This is a genomic window from Posidoniimonas polymericola (genome assembly GCF_007859935.1).
In the GTDB taxonomy this organism is placed as follows: Bacteria; Planctomycetota; Planctomycetia; order Pirellulales; family Lacipirellulaceae; genus Posidoniimonas; species Posidoniimonas polymericola.
Genome location: NZ_SJPO01000007.1, coordinates 99,500 through 115,772 on the forward strand (window position 1 = coordinate 99,500; position 16,273 = coordinate 115,772).

Sequence of the window (16,273 nt, forward strand, 5' to 3'; positions counted from 1 at the left end):
CGCTTAACGGGTATTCATGGGGCCCGCTGGCGCCGGGCACGCAACGGAAGTTTGCCCGGCGGCGATCGCACCAGGGTCGAAGAGACGCAAATTGGAATGGAAGCTCACCGGCCGCGGCTACGCCTGCTGTTGCTCTACGCGTTGATAGCGGCGCCGGCGGTCGTGATTGGCGCCATCCACGCGATGGAGTCCAACAACAACTCGCCGGTCGACTGGGTCGATGCCGATTTCCATCCCCGCGCCAGCTACGACCAGCACTGCGAGCTGTTCGGCCCGGGCGACGTTGTGGTGATGAGCTGGCCGGGCGCCACGGTCCAGGACGAGCGGCTCGACCGACTCTCGGCCGTCATCCGCACCGCGCCGGTGTTCCGCGATGACAACGGCGAGTGGCTGTTCAGTGGGGTCGTGTCGGGACGCGAGGCGCTGGCCCAATTGGGGCAAGCCGCGGCGTTCGCCGAGGGGCTGAGCCTCACCCCCGATGAGGCATCCGCACGGCTGCGTGGCTACCTGATCGGACCCGATGGCCAAACCACCGCCGTGGTGGTGACCTTCGGCGAGCAGGGGCTCAAGCGGCGGGAACGCCTGGTGGGGCTGCTGCGTCAGGCGGCGCACGACTTCTGTGGCGTCGCCCCGGGGGAGGTCCGCATGGCGGGGCCGGTGATCGACGGACTGTCGGTCGATCAGGCTAGCCGCGACACGCTCTCGCGGTACGCGGCTCCTTCGGCGGCGTTGGTGTTCGCCCTCTGCTGGTTCAACCTCCGCTCGCTCCGTGCGGCGGTCGTCGTGTTCGGGCTGGCGATGTTCTGTCAGGGCGCGACGCTCGCCTTAGTCTACTACTCGGGCGAGTCAATGAGCGCGCTGCTAGTTGTCCTGCCGCCGCTGATCCAGGTGCTGGCGGTTTCCGGCGGCGTGCACCTGACCAACTACTACTTCGACCTTTCCGACATCACCCCGACCAGCAAGCGGATCGCCGAGGCCATCCGCGCCGGCTGGCTGCCGTGCGCCCTCTCGTCGGCGACCACCGCGATTGGGATGGCGTCGCTGATGGCGAGCCGGCTCGAGCCGATCCGCCTGTTCGGCGCCTACTCGGCCGCCGGGGTGCTGCTGACGCTCGGCGTGCTGCTGGGCCTGCTGCCGGCGTGCTACACGTTCTGGCCAGCACGCCGGTCGCGGCGCGGTTTGGCGCCGACAGGGTCGCGGACGCTCGGCTGGGAGGCCTGGGCCCGGCTCACTAGCCGCTGGGCGCCCGCGCTGACCGTACTGGGAATCGGCGCTGTCGTGGTGGGCGGCTGGCAGGCCGCGTCCATCCAGACCTCGGTCCGGATCGAAACAATGTTTGCCGCCGACAGTCGTGTGATTGAGGACTACCGCTGGATCGAGGAGCACCTCGGCCCGACGGTGCCGCTCGAGGTGACGCTGTCGTTCGACAACCGTTCGCCGCTCGGCTACCGAGACCGACTCACCCTGGTCAGCGACCTGAGCAGTCGCCTGGCTCAAGAGCCGGGCCTCTCGAAGTGCATCTCGGCGGCGAGCTGCGTCCCGCCGTTCCCTGAGGTCCCGCCCGAGGTGCTCCAGCAGGCCGAGCACGAGGCGGTGCTGCAGCTCGGCCCCGTGCTCGATCGGATCGGGCTGTGGCGACGGACGCCGGCCGGCGAGCATTGGCGGCTCACCACGCGGACCTCGGCGCTCGGCTCGGCCGACTACGGCAAGCTGCTCGAACGCGTGCGGCGTGTGGTCGCCGAGCGGCTGAACCAGTACCCCGCCGCGGTCAGGACCGGTCTGGCGACCAACACCACGGGCGTGATGCCGCTGGTTCACGAGATTCAGGGGCAGCTCCTGTCGGACCTGCTCAGCAGCTTCGCCGCCGCACTAGCGCTGATCGTCGTGGTGATGACCCTCGCGCAGGCCGGGATTGCGGCCGGTGTGCTGGCGATGGTTCCGAATGTGTTCCCGCTCGCGCTGTTCTTCGGCTGGCTTGGCTACCGCGGACACCCAATCGACATCGGTGTTGTGATGACGGCGAGCGTTGCATTGGGGATCGCGGTGGACGACACGCTGCACTTTCTGACGTTCTACCGCCGCGCGCTTCCGCGCTCGACCGACCGCACCGAGGCGGTTGGGTTTGCGATGCGGCACTGCGGGCCGGCGATGATTCAGACCTCGATCTGCTGCGGCCTGGGCCTGTTGGTGTTCGCCATGAGCGACTTCCTGCCCACCAGCCGGTTCGCGTCCGGCATGGCGATCCTGCTTGGTCTGGCGCTGGTGGGCGACCTGGTCGTGCTGCCTGCTCTGCTGTTGGGTCCGCTGGGCCGCTTCCTCGCGGCGGCGCCAATCGACAGCGAGCCGGCCGACGAGCCAGCCGACGAGCCGGCGGCGCCGCTTGTTGCCGCCGCGTGAGTCGCGGCGTTGCAACGTCGGCCCGCTTTTAGGTCATTCGGTTGAGCCGGCAAGCCCAGGCGTTTAGAGTGTGCCCAAGCAATCCGCGACCAACGGCCGGTGGTTGGCGGGACTTGAGCAACACGGGCGGGAGCCGATCAGGGAAGCGGCGAGGCAAAACGGATGCAGACCCACTTCTACACGATCGACTGGATTGTGCTGTGTGGCTACTTCGTCGGGGTGATGTCGCTGGGGCTATTGTTCTCGGCCCGGGGTCGCTCGTCGGAGCAGTTCACCGTGGGCGGGCGGTCGCTACCCGCGTGGCTGTGCGGGTTGTCGATCTTCGCGACCTACCTGAGCAGCATTAGCTACCTGGCGCTGCCGGGCAAATCGTTCTCGGGGAACTGGAACCCGTTTGTGTTCTCGCTGGCGATCCCGCTCGCGACCTTTATCGCGGTTAAGTGGTTCCTGCCCTACTACCGGGCGAGCGATGAGGTCTCGGCGTACGCGTTGCTCGAGCGGCGGTTCGGCGCCTGGGCGAGGATCTACGCCAGCGCGTTCTACTTGCTGTTTCAGATTGCGCGGATGGGCGTGGTGATGTACCTGATGGCGCTGCCGATGGCGGTGATCTTCGGCTGGAACATCATCACCGTTATCCTGCTGACCGGCGTCGCGGTGACGGTCTACTCGTTTATCGGCGGCATTGTCGCCGTGATCTGGAGCGACGCCATCCAGGCCATCGTGCTGATGGGGGGCGCCGTGGTGGCGACCGTCGTGATGCTGGCGGGACTGCCGGGCGGGGCAGGAGAGGTGCTGACCATCGCGACCGAGAACAACAAGTTCTCGCTCGGGTCGTGGGACCCGACGATCTTTTCTTCTCCCACGGTGTGGGTGGTCCTCGCCTACGGGTTCTTCGAGAACCTCAAGAACTTTGGCATCGACCAGAGCTACGTCCAACGCTACCTGGCGGCTGGCAGCGACCAGCAGGCGCGGCGCAGCCTCTGGCTGGGCGGGCTGCTCTACGTGCCGGTGAGCGCGTTGTTCTTCTTCATCGGCACCTCGCTGTTCGCGTTCTACACCGCCCACCCCGAGGACATGCAAGAGCTGCGGCTCGCGGCCGCCCGGCAGCAGCTCGTGCAGGAGGGATTCGCCGCCCCGGCACAGGACGCGGAGCCGGACGCTGCCGCCGACTACGACGCGCGGCTCCAAGCGACCGCCGCCGAGGTCAGCGAAGCCAAGCTTGGCGACCGGGCTTTCCCGCTGTTCATCGCGAAGCACCTGCCGCCCGGCGTCACCGGACTGTTGATCGCCGCGGTGTTTGCCGCGGCGATGAGCACGGTCTCGACGTCGCTTAACTCCTCAGCGACGCTCGTCATGACCGACTTCTACCAGCGGTTTGTCCATCCGAACGCGAGCGAGCAGGCGCGGATGCTGGTGCTCCGTGGCGCCACGGTGCTGTGGGGCGCGATGGGCGTCGGGATGGCGCTGGCGCTGGTCTCTTTGACCGAGAGCGCGCTCGACCTGTGGTGGACCCTGTCCAGCGTGCTCAGCGGCGGGATCGTCGGGCTGTTCCTGCTCGGCCAGATCAGCCGTCGCGCCGACAACGCCGCCGGGGCCTTGGCGGTCGCGGTGGGACTGCTGGTAATTGCCTGGATGGTGTTCTCGAACACGTCCTGGTGGCCTGCCGGATACGAGCATCTCCGCAGCCCGTTCCACAGCTTTATGGTGACGGTTGTCGGCACGCTGACGATATTGCTTACGGGGTTGCTGGTGTCGGGCGTTCGGGCTGCGAAGCAACCGCCGAGCTAGCCATTTCGCGGCGATCTTGCGTTCGATGGCGGCGGGTTTGCATTCGAGTGGCGCCGCGCTGTTGGCGATCGGCTGGTCTGCTTGACGCCTGCGGCGTGATGAATGAGGATCGAGCGGGATCGTCGTTCTCGCTTCTTGTCCCCCATCGGTCGCGGCAGCTCACGCCGCGAATCGCCCACTTATGAATCGGATTCATGGAGTTGTCGCCCTCGTCCTGCTCGCCGGCGCCGCAGTCGCGGAATCGCCACGCGAAGCCCGCTTGTTCGACCAGGGGTGGCGCTTTGCAAAAGGCGACCACGCCGGCGCCGAGGCGCCCGACTGGGACGACGCCGCTTGGGACTCGGTCGACCTGCCGCACGACTGGACCATCGCCGGGCCGTTCAGCAAGGACAACCCAGCGGGCGGCGAGGGCGCGTTTTTGCCGACTGGCGTTTGCTGGTACCGCAAGTCGTTCCCGACGCCCGCCGACCTGGGCGACCGCCGCGTCTTCGTTGAGTTCGACGGCGTCATGGCCAACAGCGACGTCTGGATCAATGGCGATCCCCTCGGCCACCGACCCAACGGCTACGTGAGCTTCCGTTACGAGCTGACTGAGCACCTGAATCCGGCTGGCGAGCAAAACGTGCTCGCCGTGCGGGCCGACACGTCCCAGCAGGTGGCGTCGCGGTGGTACACCGGCAGCGGCGTCTACCGGCACGTGCGGCTGGTCACCGTCGAGCCCGTGCACGTGGCCTACAACGGCGTTTACATCACCACACCGCAGGCGGAGGCCGAAGCCGCCACGGTCGCGTACCAGGTCGCGGTGCGGAACCACCGACATGACGCACAAGACTTTGTCGTGCGTGCGACGGTGATCGGCCCCGATGGAGCCGAAGCAGCCGCTGCCGAGGCGAGCGGCGCGGTCCCAGCTGGCACGGTTGCCGAAGCAGGCGGCGAGTTGCCGCTAGCCAACCCGCGACGCTGGAGCGTGGACGCGCCGACGCTCTACACGCTCCGCACTGAGGTCGTCGTCAGTGGAAAAGTAGTCGACCGGGTTGAGACCGCCTTTGGAATCCGCAAGGCAGAGTTTCTCGCTGATTCTGGTTTCTGGCTGAACGGCGAGAACCTCAAACTCAAGGGCGTTTGCCTGCACCACGCGGGCGGCGCCCTGGGGGCCGCGGTCCCGCCCGGCTGGTGGGAGGACCGCCTCGCCAAGCTGAAAGAGCTGGGCGTGAACGCGGTTCGCACCAGTCACAACCCGGTGGCGCCGGAGTTCCTCGACCTCTGCGACCGGCTCGGCATGATGGTAATGGACGAGTTCTTCGACTGCTGGGAAATGGGCAAGCGGACCCACGACTACCACAAATACTTCGCCGAGTGGTCCGACCGCGATCTCCGAGACACCCTCGTCCGCGACCGGAACCACCCCTGCATCGTGCTCTACAGCGTCGGCAACGAGATCCGTGACACCCACAAGGAGGTCCAGGCGAAGCGGATTCTCCGCCGGCTGGTCGACACGTGCCACGAGGTCGACCCGACCAGGCCGGTGACCCAGGGGCTCTTCCGGCCCAATGTGACCCACGACTACGACAACGGCCTAGCGGACATCCTCGACGTGATCGGCACCAATTACCGCGACAGCGAGCTGCTGCAGGCGCACGTCGACGATCCGACGCGTAAAATCGTTGGCACCGAGCAGGGCCACGACCGCCGCACTTGGCTCGAGTGCCGCGACAATCCCCAACACTCGGGCCAGTTCCTCTGGGTCGGGATCGACTACCTCGGCGAGTCCCGCCGCTGGCCGGTAACTACCTTCGACTTGGGTCTAATCGACCGAACGGGCCACACGCACCCACGGGGATACGAGCGGCAGAGCTGGTGGAGCGATCGCCCCATGGTGCAGGCGTTCCGCCGCATCGCCCCGACCGAGAAAACCCCGACCGACCCCGGCTACGAGGTGGTCGAGTGGAAACGCCGTCAGGTGCTGTTCCCCGACTGGACGCCGCGGAACCAGGAGGCCCACGCCGAGCAGGTCGAGGTCTTCAGCAACTGCGAAGAGGTAGAGCTGCTGCTCAACGGCGAGTCACTGGCAGCGAAGAAGCTGCCGCGGGACGCGGGCCCACGTGCCTGGCGGGTGGACTACAAACCAGGCGAGCTGGTCGCCGTGGGCCGCACCGAGGAAGGTGAGACGGTCAAGCACGTACTCCGCACCGCTGGGTCGGCTGCGCGGATCGAGCTCGCTTGTCGCCAGGACGCGATCAAGCCGGGCTGGGAGCAGATGGCCGTCGTCGACGCCCGCATCGTCGATGAGCACGGCACGGTGCTGCCACGGGCTGAACAGGAGATCGTGTTTAAGGTTTCAGGACCGGCCGAGGTGGTCGCAGTCGACAACGGCTCGATCGTCAGCCTCGAGCCGTTCCAGTCAGACCGCCGCACCACGTTCCAGGGCCGGTGCGTCGCGTTCCTGCAGGCCGTAGGCGGCGCCGGCCAGGTCACCGTGACCGCCGACTCGCCTGGCCTTGCGTCTGGAAAAGTCAGATTTACTGTCGAGGAATAGCCCGCCGGGCGGGTGAGGGCGGAACGCCGTTCCTGCGTCATCTTCCGTGTTGGGGACGCACCGGCTCCGCGTCTGTGAGCAGCTCGGCAAGGCCGGGCAGGTTCGCCCGGATCCCGTCTACGACGCACGCCGCCAGCATCTCGGCGCCGAGATCGTTGTGGTGCGTGCCATCCTGAAAGATGTCGGAGACCCGGCTGCCCAGCACCCGGTACAGCTCGCGGCTGCGGGCGTGCAGGTCGATCAGCGGGATCTGCTCCTCGGCCGCCAGGTCCCGCATCGTCTGGGGGTAGGCGCCGAGCGTGTCTTGCTCGATCCCCGACTTCCGCTCCATCGAGGTCACTAGGACCGGCGCGGCGCCCCGCTCCCTCGCCGCAACGACCAGCCGGCGGAGGTCTTCCCGGTAACGCTGGACGGCGTCGTCGCGTTTGCTCTTCATGTCGTTGTGGCCGAACTGGATGAGTAGCCAATCGCCCGGCTGCACCGAGTAGAGGATCTTGTCGCACCGCCCCCGCGACCACGACGCGGCGATCGTTTCCCCCGACTCGGAGTGGTTCGCGACCGCGGCGTTCGACCCGAAGTAGCGCGGCAGCTTCTGACCCCAGCTCGCCCACGGCGCCACGTACTGGTCGGCCACGGTCGAGTCGCCCAGCAGGTAAACGGTTGGCACGGCAGGCGCCGGCAGCACCTCTAGCTTGGCGACGCTAGGATTCTCTCCGTAGAAGCGAAGCGACAAGCGGCTGTCCCAAGCGACGCTCTCGGATTCTTCTTCGCGCGGTTTCAGCCTTACCTGCTTTCCGTGGGGCAGCACTTTGGTGCGGGTGTTGACCAAGAATTCTTTGGTCTCGAACTGCCCCGCCTGCAGCCGGACCTCGTCGGTCATCCTCCGCCGCAGTTCACACTCGACGCTTGTGGCCGATGGCCTGGTCGGGCTGCCGAAGGTCACCCGCACCAAGTGGTTCCTATCGGGAACGATAATCGACAGCATAAACTCGGCATCGCTTGAAACCGATCCAGCGCGGTCGCCAGACGGGAACGTGAGCTTCGAAGTGTTTAGGAAACCGTACCCGTGCTCATCCGAGTACGCAACGGCCTCGTTCAGGCCAGTGAACCCAGCTTCCGGCTCGGCAACGCCAAAGTCTAGCCGCGCTGCCGGTTCGTTGGACGGTGGCAGCAGGAACTGTTTGAGATCGTGATCGTTGAGGCCGCGAATGCCCGCGACGACGCAGGCGGCATTGAGCTTGGCGCCCGCCTCGCTGGTGTGGGTGTGGTCGGTGGGCGTGAAGTAGGTGGCCTGGACCTCGGCCTGCCCGGTCTCGTCGTACCGGTCGGCGACGATTGTGTTGAGGTCGACGAAGTCGGCGCCGGCCTGCGCGGCCGCATCCTTGGCCCATTGGCCGTAGTCGCCACCCGCGCGGACGACATGCCCTTCACGCCACTGGTCGCGGGGAATGGGCGAGAGCACGATCGGCGTTGCGCCCTTCTGCTTCGTTTCGGCGATGTACTTTCGCAGGTACCAGCCGTAGCTGTGCACGGTCTGGTGCTTGCCAGTCATGACCACCGTGCCCTCGCGGACGTCGTCGCCGTTTCCCGGCAGCGACGCCCTGGGGCGGTCGCTTTCGAACAGCTTGCCGCCGTCGTTGTGGCCGAACTGCATGAGCACGTAATCGCCTGGCTGGATTTGGTCGAGGGTCTTCGCCCACAGCCCTTCGGTGAGATACGTGCGGCTGCTCCGCCCGCCGAGCGCCCGGTTCTCGACCACGAGCCGGTTGAGATCGAAGTGCGACTGCAGCACCTGGCCCCAGCCCCACAGGCCGCCGTCTCCCTTGCCGCTGCCGTTTTTGACGGTCGAGTCTCCGATCAGAAACAGCGTAGCCGGACGGGGCGGTGCGCTGGCGGTTTGGTTGCCTTGCGTCCCAGTGTCCGCTGCCGAGGCGGAAGGCGCTGCAAGGAGCACCCCAGCCGCGAGTCCAAAGAAGCCGGCGAGTAGGGAAACGCGAGAAGCGATAGTCGGGTGTTGTAACATCGGTAGGCGGTAGGATTGATGGCGATTCGCGCGACGCCGAAGGCAAACGATTCGAAGCGAATCAGCGTAGCACGCAGGCGACGCGACCGGAAACGCTGGTGCGGAATTGCCAGACCGCTTGCGGAATAGGGGCGGGCAATTGCGGAATCGTGCCGAGTGCCTGCGGACCCTTGCAGTGTTGCCGGGGTAACATAGGTGGTCGATCGGCCTACGCTCATCACGCTGCCGCAGGGCGCCATTGCGGTCCCTCACCGGGTAGACTTCAGGCAGCGGACGGGGGGCGCCGCAGGCGAGTTGCCGCCGCGTTGCACGGCGCCGCTTACGCAAACTCATCAACATGTAACGCGTTGTCGGCCGGATCGGCAGGCAAGACGCCACAGGAATGCTGCTTTGACTGCTCATCTATTCAAGTATGCCGCGGCGTTGCTGCTGGCGCTGGCTCCCGCGGTGGTCGCTCCTGCACAAGAGGACGCGGCGTCTTTTGAGTGGCCCGAGGCGACCCAGACCGCGCGTCCCTGGACCCGCTGGTGGTGGCACGGCTCGGCTGTGGACGCCGAGAACCTGACGCGGTTGCTCGAGGAGTACCACTCGGTTGGCATCGGCGGGGTAGAAATCACCTGCATCTACGGCGTGCAGGACAATGACGACCGCGACCTCCAGTACCGTTCGGCAGAGTGGGTCAAGGCCGTGCAGCACGTTATCGCCGAGGCCGAGCGGCTCGGGATGGGGGTCGACATCCCGGCCGGGTCGGGCTGGCGGATGGGAGGGCCCAACCAGACGGCGGATCTAGCGAACTCTCGGCTGGTGCTAGACACAAGGAAGTGCGTCGGTCCGAGTGAGTTCGCCTACGACAGCAGCCGCGTCACGCTGCAGGCCGCCACCGCGCAGTCGGCCGGGGGCGAGGTCGTCAACCTGACCGACAAGATCAGGGATGGCCGGATCGAGTGGGACGTGCCGGCCGGCGACTGGACGATCACCACCGCTGGTTACCGCTGGGCCGGTGACAAGGTCAAACGCCCTGGGCCAGGCGGCGAGGGCCTGAACATCAACCCGTTCTGGCGCCGCTCGGTCGACGCCTTCCTGACCGACTTTGGCTCGACGCTCGACCAGCTCCCCGGCATCCGCGCGCAGTTCCACGACTCTTTTGAGTACGAGGGCGACTGGCAGCCCGAGTTCTTCGCGGAGTTCTACGAGCGCCGCGGCTACCGGCTTGAGGAGCACCTCGAAGAGCTTTCCGGCGAGGGCGAGGCCGACCTTGTCGCGAGGGTTAAGTGCGACTACCGCGAGACGCTGGCCGACCTGGTTCGCGACGACCTAGTGAAGCCGTGGGTCGACTGGTCGCACGAGCACGGCATGCTCGCCCGCAATCAGTCGCACGGCTCGCCCGCCAACTGGCTGGACCTGTACGCCGCGTGCGACATCCCGGAGACCGAGAGCTTCGGCCGGCTGCACGGTGGCGATGCGAAGATCATGGCGCTGAAGTTTGCGTCGTCCGCGGCCAACGTGGCGGGGAAACCGTTGACCTCGAGTGAGAGCGCAACGTGGCTCGACGAGCACTTCCATGTCACGCTCGCGGAGGTCAAGCAACTGGTCGATCGCCAGATCCTCAGCGGCGTTAACCACCTGTTCTACCACGGCACGGCCTACTCGCCCGCCGACGCCGCCTGGCCCGGCTGGCTGTTCTACGCGTCGACCCAGGTGAACCCACAGAACCCGATCTGGCGCGACTTGCCGAGCCTCAACCAGTACATTACCCGCTGCCAATCGCTGCTGCAGTCGTCTCAGCCCGACAACGACGTGCTGCTCTACTGGCCGCTGCACGACTTCTGGCACGACCCGAACGGGCTGCGGAAGGATGTGCGCGTGCACAATTTCGAGCGCTGGTTCGAGGGCCATCCGTGCGGCGACGCCGCCGAGGCGCTCGACCACCACGGCTGCACGTTCGACTTCATCTCCGACGCGCTGCTGCAGCAATGCGAAGCAGCCGGCGACAACCGCATCAAGGCCCCCGGCGCCGGCTACCGGGCGGTGGTCGTGCCGCGGACCGAGCACATGCCGCTCGCGACACTCACCAAGCTGGTCGAGCTGGCCGAGTCCGGCTGCCCCGTGCTGGTCGAGGGGGGAGTCCCCACTAGCCCTCCTGGGCTCAAGGGCGCAGAATCGCAAGGCGAGTGGGCGGCCCACCGCCGTGAGTTCAACGATCTGGCCAGGCGTCTAAGCAAGGCCACCACTGTCGGCGACGACCTCACGACGCTACTCGATAAGGCGCCGCTTCGTCTGGAGCCGTGGGCGGCTGAATCCGGGCTTAAGTTCCTTCGCAAGCGTCACGATCGCGGCGTGCTCTACTTCCTCAGCAACACGACCGACAAGGCCGTCGACGAGTGGATCAATCCCGCGGCTGCCGGAGAGCAGGTGCTGCTGGTTGATCCGACGTCCGGGCAGGCGGGCGGAGCCGCTGTCCGGGGCAAGTTGGTCCGTATTCAAGTGCCTGCGGGCGAGTCGTTATTCCTGATTGCGGCCGGCAAGCCTTCGGGCGCCACCGCGTGGCAGTATGATGAACCAGCGGGCGATCCAATCACGCTCGCTGGCGATTGGAAGGTAGAGTACGTCACCGGCGGCCCAAGCCTGCCGGAGTCTTTCGCGAGCACCAGCGGCCCGCAGCCGTGGACCGACACGGATGACCCGGCGGCAGAGGTGTTCGGCGGGGCCGCGCGGTACACGCACGTGTTTAGTGCGCCGGAGCAGGCCGTAGGGACCGCCTGTCGGCTCTGCCTGGGCGAGGTCTTCGGCAGCGCGCGAGTCGCTTTGAACGGCGACAGCCAGGGCGTGCTGCTGGGGCCGGACTATTGCCTCACGCTCGAGGGTCTGAGGCCTGGCCGAAACAGGCTCGAGATCGAAGTCACAGGCGTGGCCGCCAACCGTATCCGCGACCTCGACCGCCGTGGCGTCGCGTGGCGGATCTTCAAGGACATCAACCTGGTGACCATCAAGTACCGCAAGTTCGACGCCTCGGGCTGGCCGGTCGAGCCGATGGGGCTCGCCGGGCCGGTCACCCTGACCCCGCTGCGCGACCCTGCCGAGTGATGCGTGGCAGCGACTGCCGACCTCCCGCCAACGCTTCCGGCGTTTGCCGACCTACTGAAAGGCGAATCATGACTCGCTTCCCCTCCACCCTGGCAGCCCTGCTCACCCTCTGTGCGACGGTTACGGCCGAGCGGCAGGCAGAGCACGTTACCCGCGGCCTGGTCGCGGTGCGGGCGGAGGGCGAGCGCGTGTTCGCCGGCTGGCGGCTGCTCGCGTCCGACCCGCCCGGCGTCGGCTTCAACCTCTACCGGGTCACCGAGAGCGGTGAACGCGAGCTGGTCAACGACTCGCCGTTGCTGGGCCCTACCAGCACGTGGGACGCGAACGCGGGTGACGCGGTGGGCTACGAGGTCAGCGCGGTTTATGCCGGGGCCGAAGAGCCTCGCTCCGCCACGGCGCCCCTCTGGGAGCACGATTACCTGGAGATCCCGATCGACCCGATCGACGGCTACCGCCCCGGTGACGCCTCGGTTGGCGACCTCGACGGCGACGGGCAGTTCGAGATCGTGCTGCACCAGACTTCGCGCGGCCGCGACAACGGTTCGGCCGGCGTCACCGGCGAGCCGGTGCTCGATGCGTACCGGCTCGACGGCACACGGTTGTGGCGGATCAACCTCGGCAAGAACATCCGCGAGGGGCAGCACTACACACAATTCATGGTCTACGACCTCGACGGTGACGGCCGTGCCGAGGTCGCCTGCAAGACCGCCGACGGCACGACCGACGGCCAGGGCAAGGTTATCGGCGACCCCGACAAGGACTGGCGGACGCTCGAGGAGGGCTCGCAGCGCAACGGCCGCATCCTCGACGGCCCGGAATACTTTACGATCTTCGACGGCCAGACCGGCGCCGCGCTCGCCACGGCCGACTTTGTGCCGGACCGAGATCCGATCGACGGCTGGGGCGGTATCGGCGGCAACGCCGGCAACGACTCCTACGGCAACCGCTGCGACCGCTTCCTGGCCGGGGTCGCGTACCTGGACGGCGAGCGGCCGAGCGTCGTGATGAGCCGCGGCGTCTACGGACGCACGGCGATTACTGCCTGGGACTGGCGGGACGGCAAGCTGTCGATCCGCTGGAAGTTCGACACCGGACCGAGCCGGCCCCCGTACCGCGACGCCTCGCCCTACGCGGGGATGGGGGGCCACGGCCTGTCGGTCGGCGACATCGACGCCGACGGCCGCGACGAGATTGTCTACCAGGCGATGGTGGTCGACGACAACGGCGAGGGGCTCTACTCGACCGGCCTGCGGCACGGCGACGCCATGTACCTCACCGACATCGACCCCGAACGTCCCGGCCAGGAAGTGTTCACCATCCAGGAGAACGAAGAGCACGCCGAGCGGTTTCAGACGCCGGCAATCGCGATGCGCGACGCCCAGAGCGGCGAGCTGCTGTGGCAGTTCAGCCCCACGGTCGACGCGCCGACCGGCATGGCGGCCGACATCGACCCGCGGTTCCGCGGCCTAGAGATGTGGGGTGGGCCCGGTGGGCTCCGCGATGTGCACGGCGAAGAGATTGGCGCCGCTCCGCGCAACTCAAGGTGGTGCGTCTGGTGGGACGGCGACCCCCAGCGGGAGCTTTTCTCACCAGGACGCGGCGCGTTCCGCGGCCGACCCGGGAGCCAACAGGCGGGGCAGGCCACCCGGCGGCCGCCCCGCAACTGGCGGTGGCCCGCGACGACGCGGGTCACCAAGTGGGATTGGGAGAACAAACGCGACGAGGTGATCTACGAGTGCGACGGCATCGCCACCGAGCCCGGCCCGGCGCTGCAGGGGGACCTGCTCGGCGACTGGCGCGAGGAGCTGCTGCTGGTTTCGCCCGACCGCCAATCTCTCCGCCTGTATACCACGACCATCCCAACCGAATACCGCCTGTCAACGCTTTTGCAGGACCCGCAGTACCGGCTTGGCCTGGTGTGGCAGAATGTGGTTTACAACAAGCCGCCGCAGCCGAGCTTCTTCTTGGCCGACAAGCTCGAACCGGCGCCTCAGCCGGCAGAGTAAGGGGAATTCGCGACGCTTGCCAGCGGGCTCGTGTGTCGGCGAGAATGGCTCCGAACCGAGCCCGCCCCCGAATCCGCCCGCCGTATGCTACGCGTCGAGAACCTCACCGTCACCGCCGGGCAGCCCTTGCTGGAGGGCGTCACGTTCTCGGTAGGCGCCGGCGAGTACGCGGTGCTGATGGGGCCTACCGGCAGCGGCAAGACCTCGCTGCTCGAGACCCTCTGCGGCCTCCGCCCGCGTGGTAGGGGACGCATCGAGATCGGCGGCCGCGACGTGAGCCGAGCGGCCGTCGCCGAGCGGCAGATCGGCTATGTGTCGCAGGCCGCCTCATTGTTCCCGACCATGACCGTGCGGGAGAACCTGAGTTTTCCCGGCATGATCCGCGGCGTGCGGGCGAAGCAACAGCGGGAGCAGGCCGACGAGCTTGCCGAGCGGCTTGCGGTCACGCACCTGCTCGGGCGGCGGGCGGCTGACCTCAGCGGCGGGGAGGCCCAGCGTGTCGCCCTTGGCCGGGCGCTCGCGTCCAAGCCGATCTTGCTGCTGCTCGACGAACCATTGTCGGCCCTCGACCACGCCGTTCACGCGGAGATGGTCACGCTGCTCAAGAGCGTGCAGCAAGCAACCGGCGTCACCACGCTGCATGTGACCCACAACCGCGTCGAGGCCCAGCAGGTCGCCGACCGCGTGTTCGCGATCGAAGGGCGCTGTATCGGCGAGTGCGCGGCGTCGCCCGCCAGCGGGAGCGAGGCCGCGCGGTGAGCCAGTTCAACCCACTGACGAAGCTGATCGCGGGCTGCCTGATCGCGATTGGCGTGTTGGTTGCCCTGCTTCCCAGCAACGGGCCCAACCGCTCGGGCGAGTCGCTGATGGTGTACTGCGCCGCCAGCCTGCGGCGCCCCTTGGAAGAAGTCGCCGCCCGTTTCGAGGGTGAAGAGGGGGTGTCGGTCCAACTGCAATTTGGCGGATCCAACACGCTGCTGAGCCAGATCGAGGCTTCTCGCCAGGGAGACCTGTTCCTCTCTGCGGACCGGCGCTACCTCGATGTGGGACGCGAGCGGGGCCTGATTGGGGAAATCATCTCAGTCGCCCAGATGCGGCCGGTGGTCGTGGTGCGTCGCGGCCGGGGCGATTCGGTCCGGACGCTCGACGATCTGCTCGAGCTGCGGCTCGCGAGCGGCAGCCCCGATCAGGCCGCCATCGGACGCGTTACCCGCGATCTGCTTAGGGCGGCGGGGCGGTGGGACGCGTTCGACCAGCGTGTCCGCACCGCCGGCGTTTACAAGCCGACCGTCAACGACGTAGCGGCCGACGTGGTGCTGGGGAGCGTCGACGCGGGGATCGTCTGGGACGCGCTCGCTGCGCAGATGCCCGAACTCGAGGCGATCTCGCTGCCCGAGTTGGCTGAGGGGAGATCCGAAATCGGAATCGGCGTGCTGACATCGAGCAAGGCCCCCGCGGCGGCGCTGCGATTCGCCCGCAACCTAATTGCAGACGACGGGGGGGCCGAGGTGTTCCGCTCCTACGGGTATCAAGCCGTTGCGACCGCCGAGGGACGCGGGACAACCGAGTCGGGGGCGCCCCCATGAGCACCGATCCAACACCAACTCGGACGCGGACGGTTGGCCGCTCCGACCGCTGGTTCTGGGGGACGGCGGGGGCGGTCTGCGGCCTGTACCTGGCGGTGCTAGGGGGACTGATCGCGGCCGACGCCGGCTACATCGCGGGCATTGGCCCGTTCGCGGAAGACAAGAAGGACGCCGCTAACCCGCTCTGGTCGGCGCTGGCGGACCCCGACATCCGTCATTCGCTGCACCTAACGCTGGTGAGCTGCAGCATCACCAGCATCTTGTCTCTGCTGACCGCGACGCCGATCGGCTACCTGCTCTCCAGGCGGCAGTTCCGCGGCAGGGCGCTGGTCGACACGCTGCTCGACGTACCGATCGTGCTGCCGCCGTTGGCGATCGGCGTCAGCCTGCTGATCCTGTTCCAGACGCTGCCTGCCTCGCTACGCGACGCCGTCGTGTACCAGACGCCGGCCGTGATTGTGGCGCAGTACGTCGTGGCGTCGGCGTTCGCGATCCGCTCGATGCGGGTGACGTTCGACCAAATCGATCCGCGTTTGGAACAAGTCGCCCAGACGCTCGGCGCGTCGCGGCTGCAGGCGTTCGGCTGGGTGGTGCTGCCCGAGGCCCGCAGCGGCATGCTCTCGGCTACGCTGCTGGCGTGGGCGCGTTCGCTGGGCGAGTTCGGCCCGCTGCTGGTGTTCGCCGGGGCGACCCGCGGCAAGACCGAGGTGCTCTCGACTACCGTGTTCCTGGAGCTGAGCATCGGCGACCTCCGCAGCGCGGTAGCGGTTTCGCTGCTGATGATCGTGATCTCGGTCGCGGCGCTGACGCTCGCCCGAGTGCTCGGCGGCCGGACCCGCGATTGACGCCCCGC

9 protein-coding genes are annotated in these 16,273 nt (G+C 67.5%); 8 read left to right on the forward strand and 1 reads right to left on the reverse strand.

The features are described from left to right. Positions 1–96: 96 nt before the first annotated feature. From Pla123a_RS15060 to Pla123a_RS15070, 3 genes are all read left to right on the forward strand, one after another. Positions 97–2,397, forward strand: a complete 2,301-nt coding sequence (locus Pla123a_RS15060; RefSeq protein WP_197527991.1) for an efflux RND transporter permease subunit — start codon at positions 97–99, stop codon at positions 2,395–2,397. A 162-nt stretch (positions 2,398–2,559) separates the two neighbouring features. Beyond that, positions 2,560–4,185, forward strand: coding sequence for a sodium:solute symporter (locus Pla123a_RS15065; RefSeq protein ID WP_146588394.1), 1,626 nt, complete (start codon positions 2,560–2,562; stop codon positions 4,183–4,185). A 181-nt stretch (positions 4,186–4,366) separates the two neighbouring features. Then, positions 4,367–6,721: a glycoside hydrolase family 2 TIM barrel-domain containing protein gene (locus Pla123a_RS15070; protein WP_146588396.1), complete on the forward strand. Its 2,355-nt coding sequence runs from the start codon at positions 4,367–4,369 to the stop codon at positions 6,719–6,721. 37 nt (positions 6,722–6,758) lie between these two features. Here the strand turns inward: Pla123a_RS15070 and Pla123a_RS15075 are convergent, their stop codons facing one another. Beyond that, positions 6,759–8,744 carry a rhamnogalacturonan acetylesterase gene (locus tag Pla123a_RS15075; RefSeq protein ID WP_146588398.1) on the reverse strand — a complete coding sequence of 662 codons (1,986 nt, stop codon included), beginning with the start codon at positions 8,742–8,744 and terminating at the stop codon, positions 6,759–6,761. 390 nt (positions 8,745–9,134) lie between these two features. Here Pla123a_RS15075 and Pla123a_RS15080 point away from each other — a divergent pair, with 390 nt between their 5' ends. The 5 genes from Pla123a_RS15080 (at position 9,135) to Pla123a_RS15100 (ending at position 16,265) form a co-directional block, all read left to right on the forward strand. After that, positions 9,135–11,828, forward strand: a complete 2,694-nt coding sequence (locus Pla123a_RS15080; RefSeq protein WP_197527992.1) for a glycosyl hydrolase — start codon at positions 9,135–9,137, stop codon at positions 11,826–11,828. A 68-nt stretch (positions 11,829–11,896) separates the two neighbouring features. After that, a complete protein-coding gene (locus Pla123a_RS15085) occupies positions 11,897–13,834 on the forward strand; it encodes a rhamnogalacturonan lyase (protein WP_146588402.1) in 1,938 nt (645 codons plus the stop codon). Between the two features lie 84 nt (positions 13,835–13,918). Continuing rightward, positions 13,919–14,593: an ABC transporter ATP-binding protein gene (locus Pla123a_RS15090; RefSeq protein ID WP_146588404.1), complete on the forward strand. Its 675-nt coding sequence runs from the start codon at positions 13,919–13,921 to the stop codon at positions 14,591–14,593. Then, positions 14,590–15,420, forward strand: coding sequence for a molybdate ABC transporter substrate-binding protein (gene modA, locus Pla123a_RS15095; RefSeq protein ID WP_146588406.1), 831 nt, complete (start codon positions 14,590–14,592; stop codon positions 15,418–15,420). Before Pla123a_RS15090 ends, modA begins: the two co-directional genes overlap by 4 nt. After that, positions 15,417–16,265, forward strand: coding sequence for an ABC transporter permease (locus Pla123a_RS15100; protein ID WP_146588409.1), 849 nt, complete (start codon positions 15,417–15,419; stop codon positions 16,263–16,265). Before modA ends, Pla123a_RS15100 begins: the two co-directional genes overlap by 4 nt. The last annotated feature ends 8 nt before the right edge of the window (positions 16,266–16,273 follow it).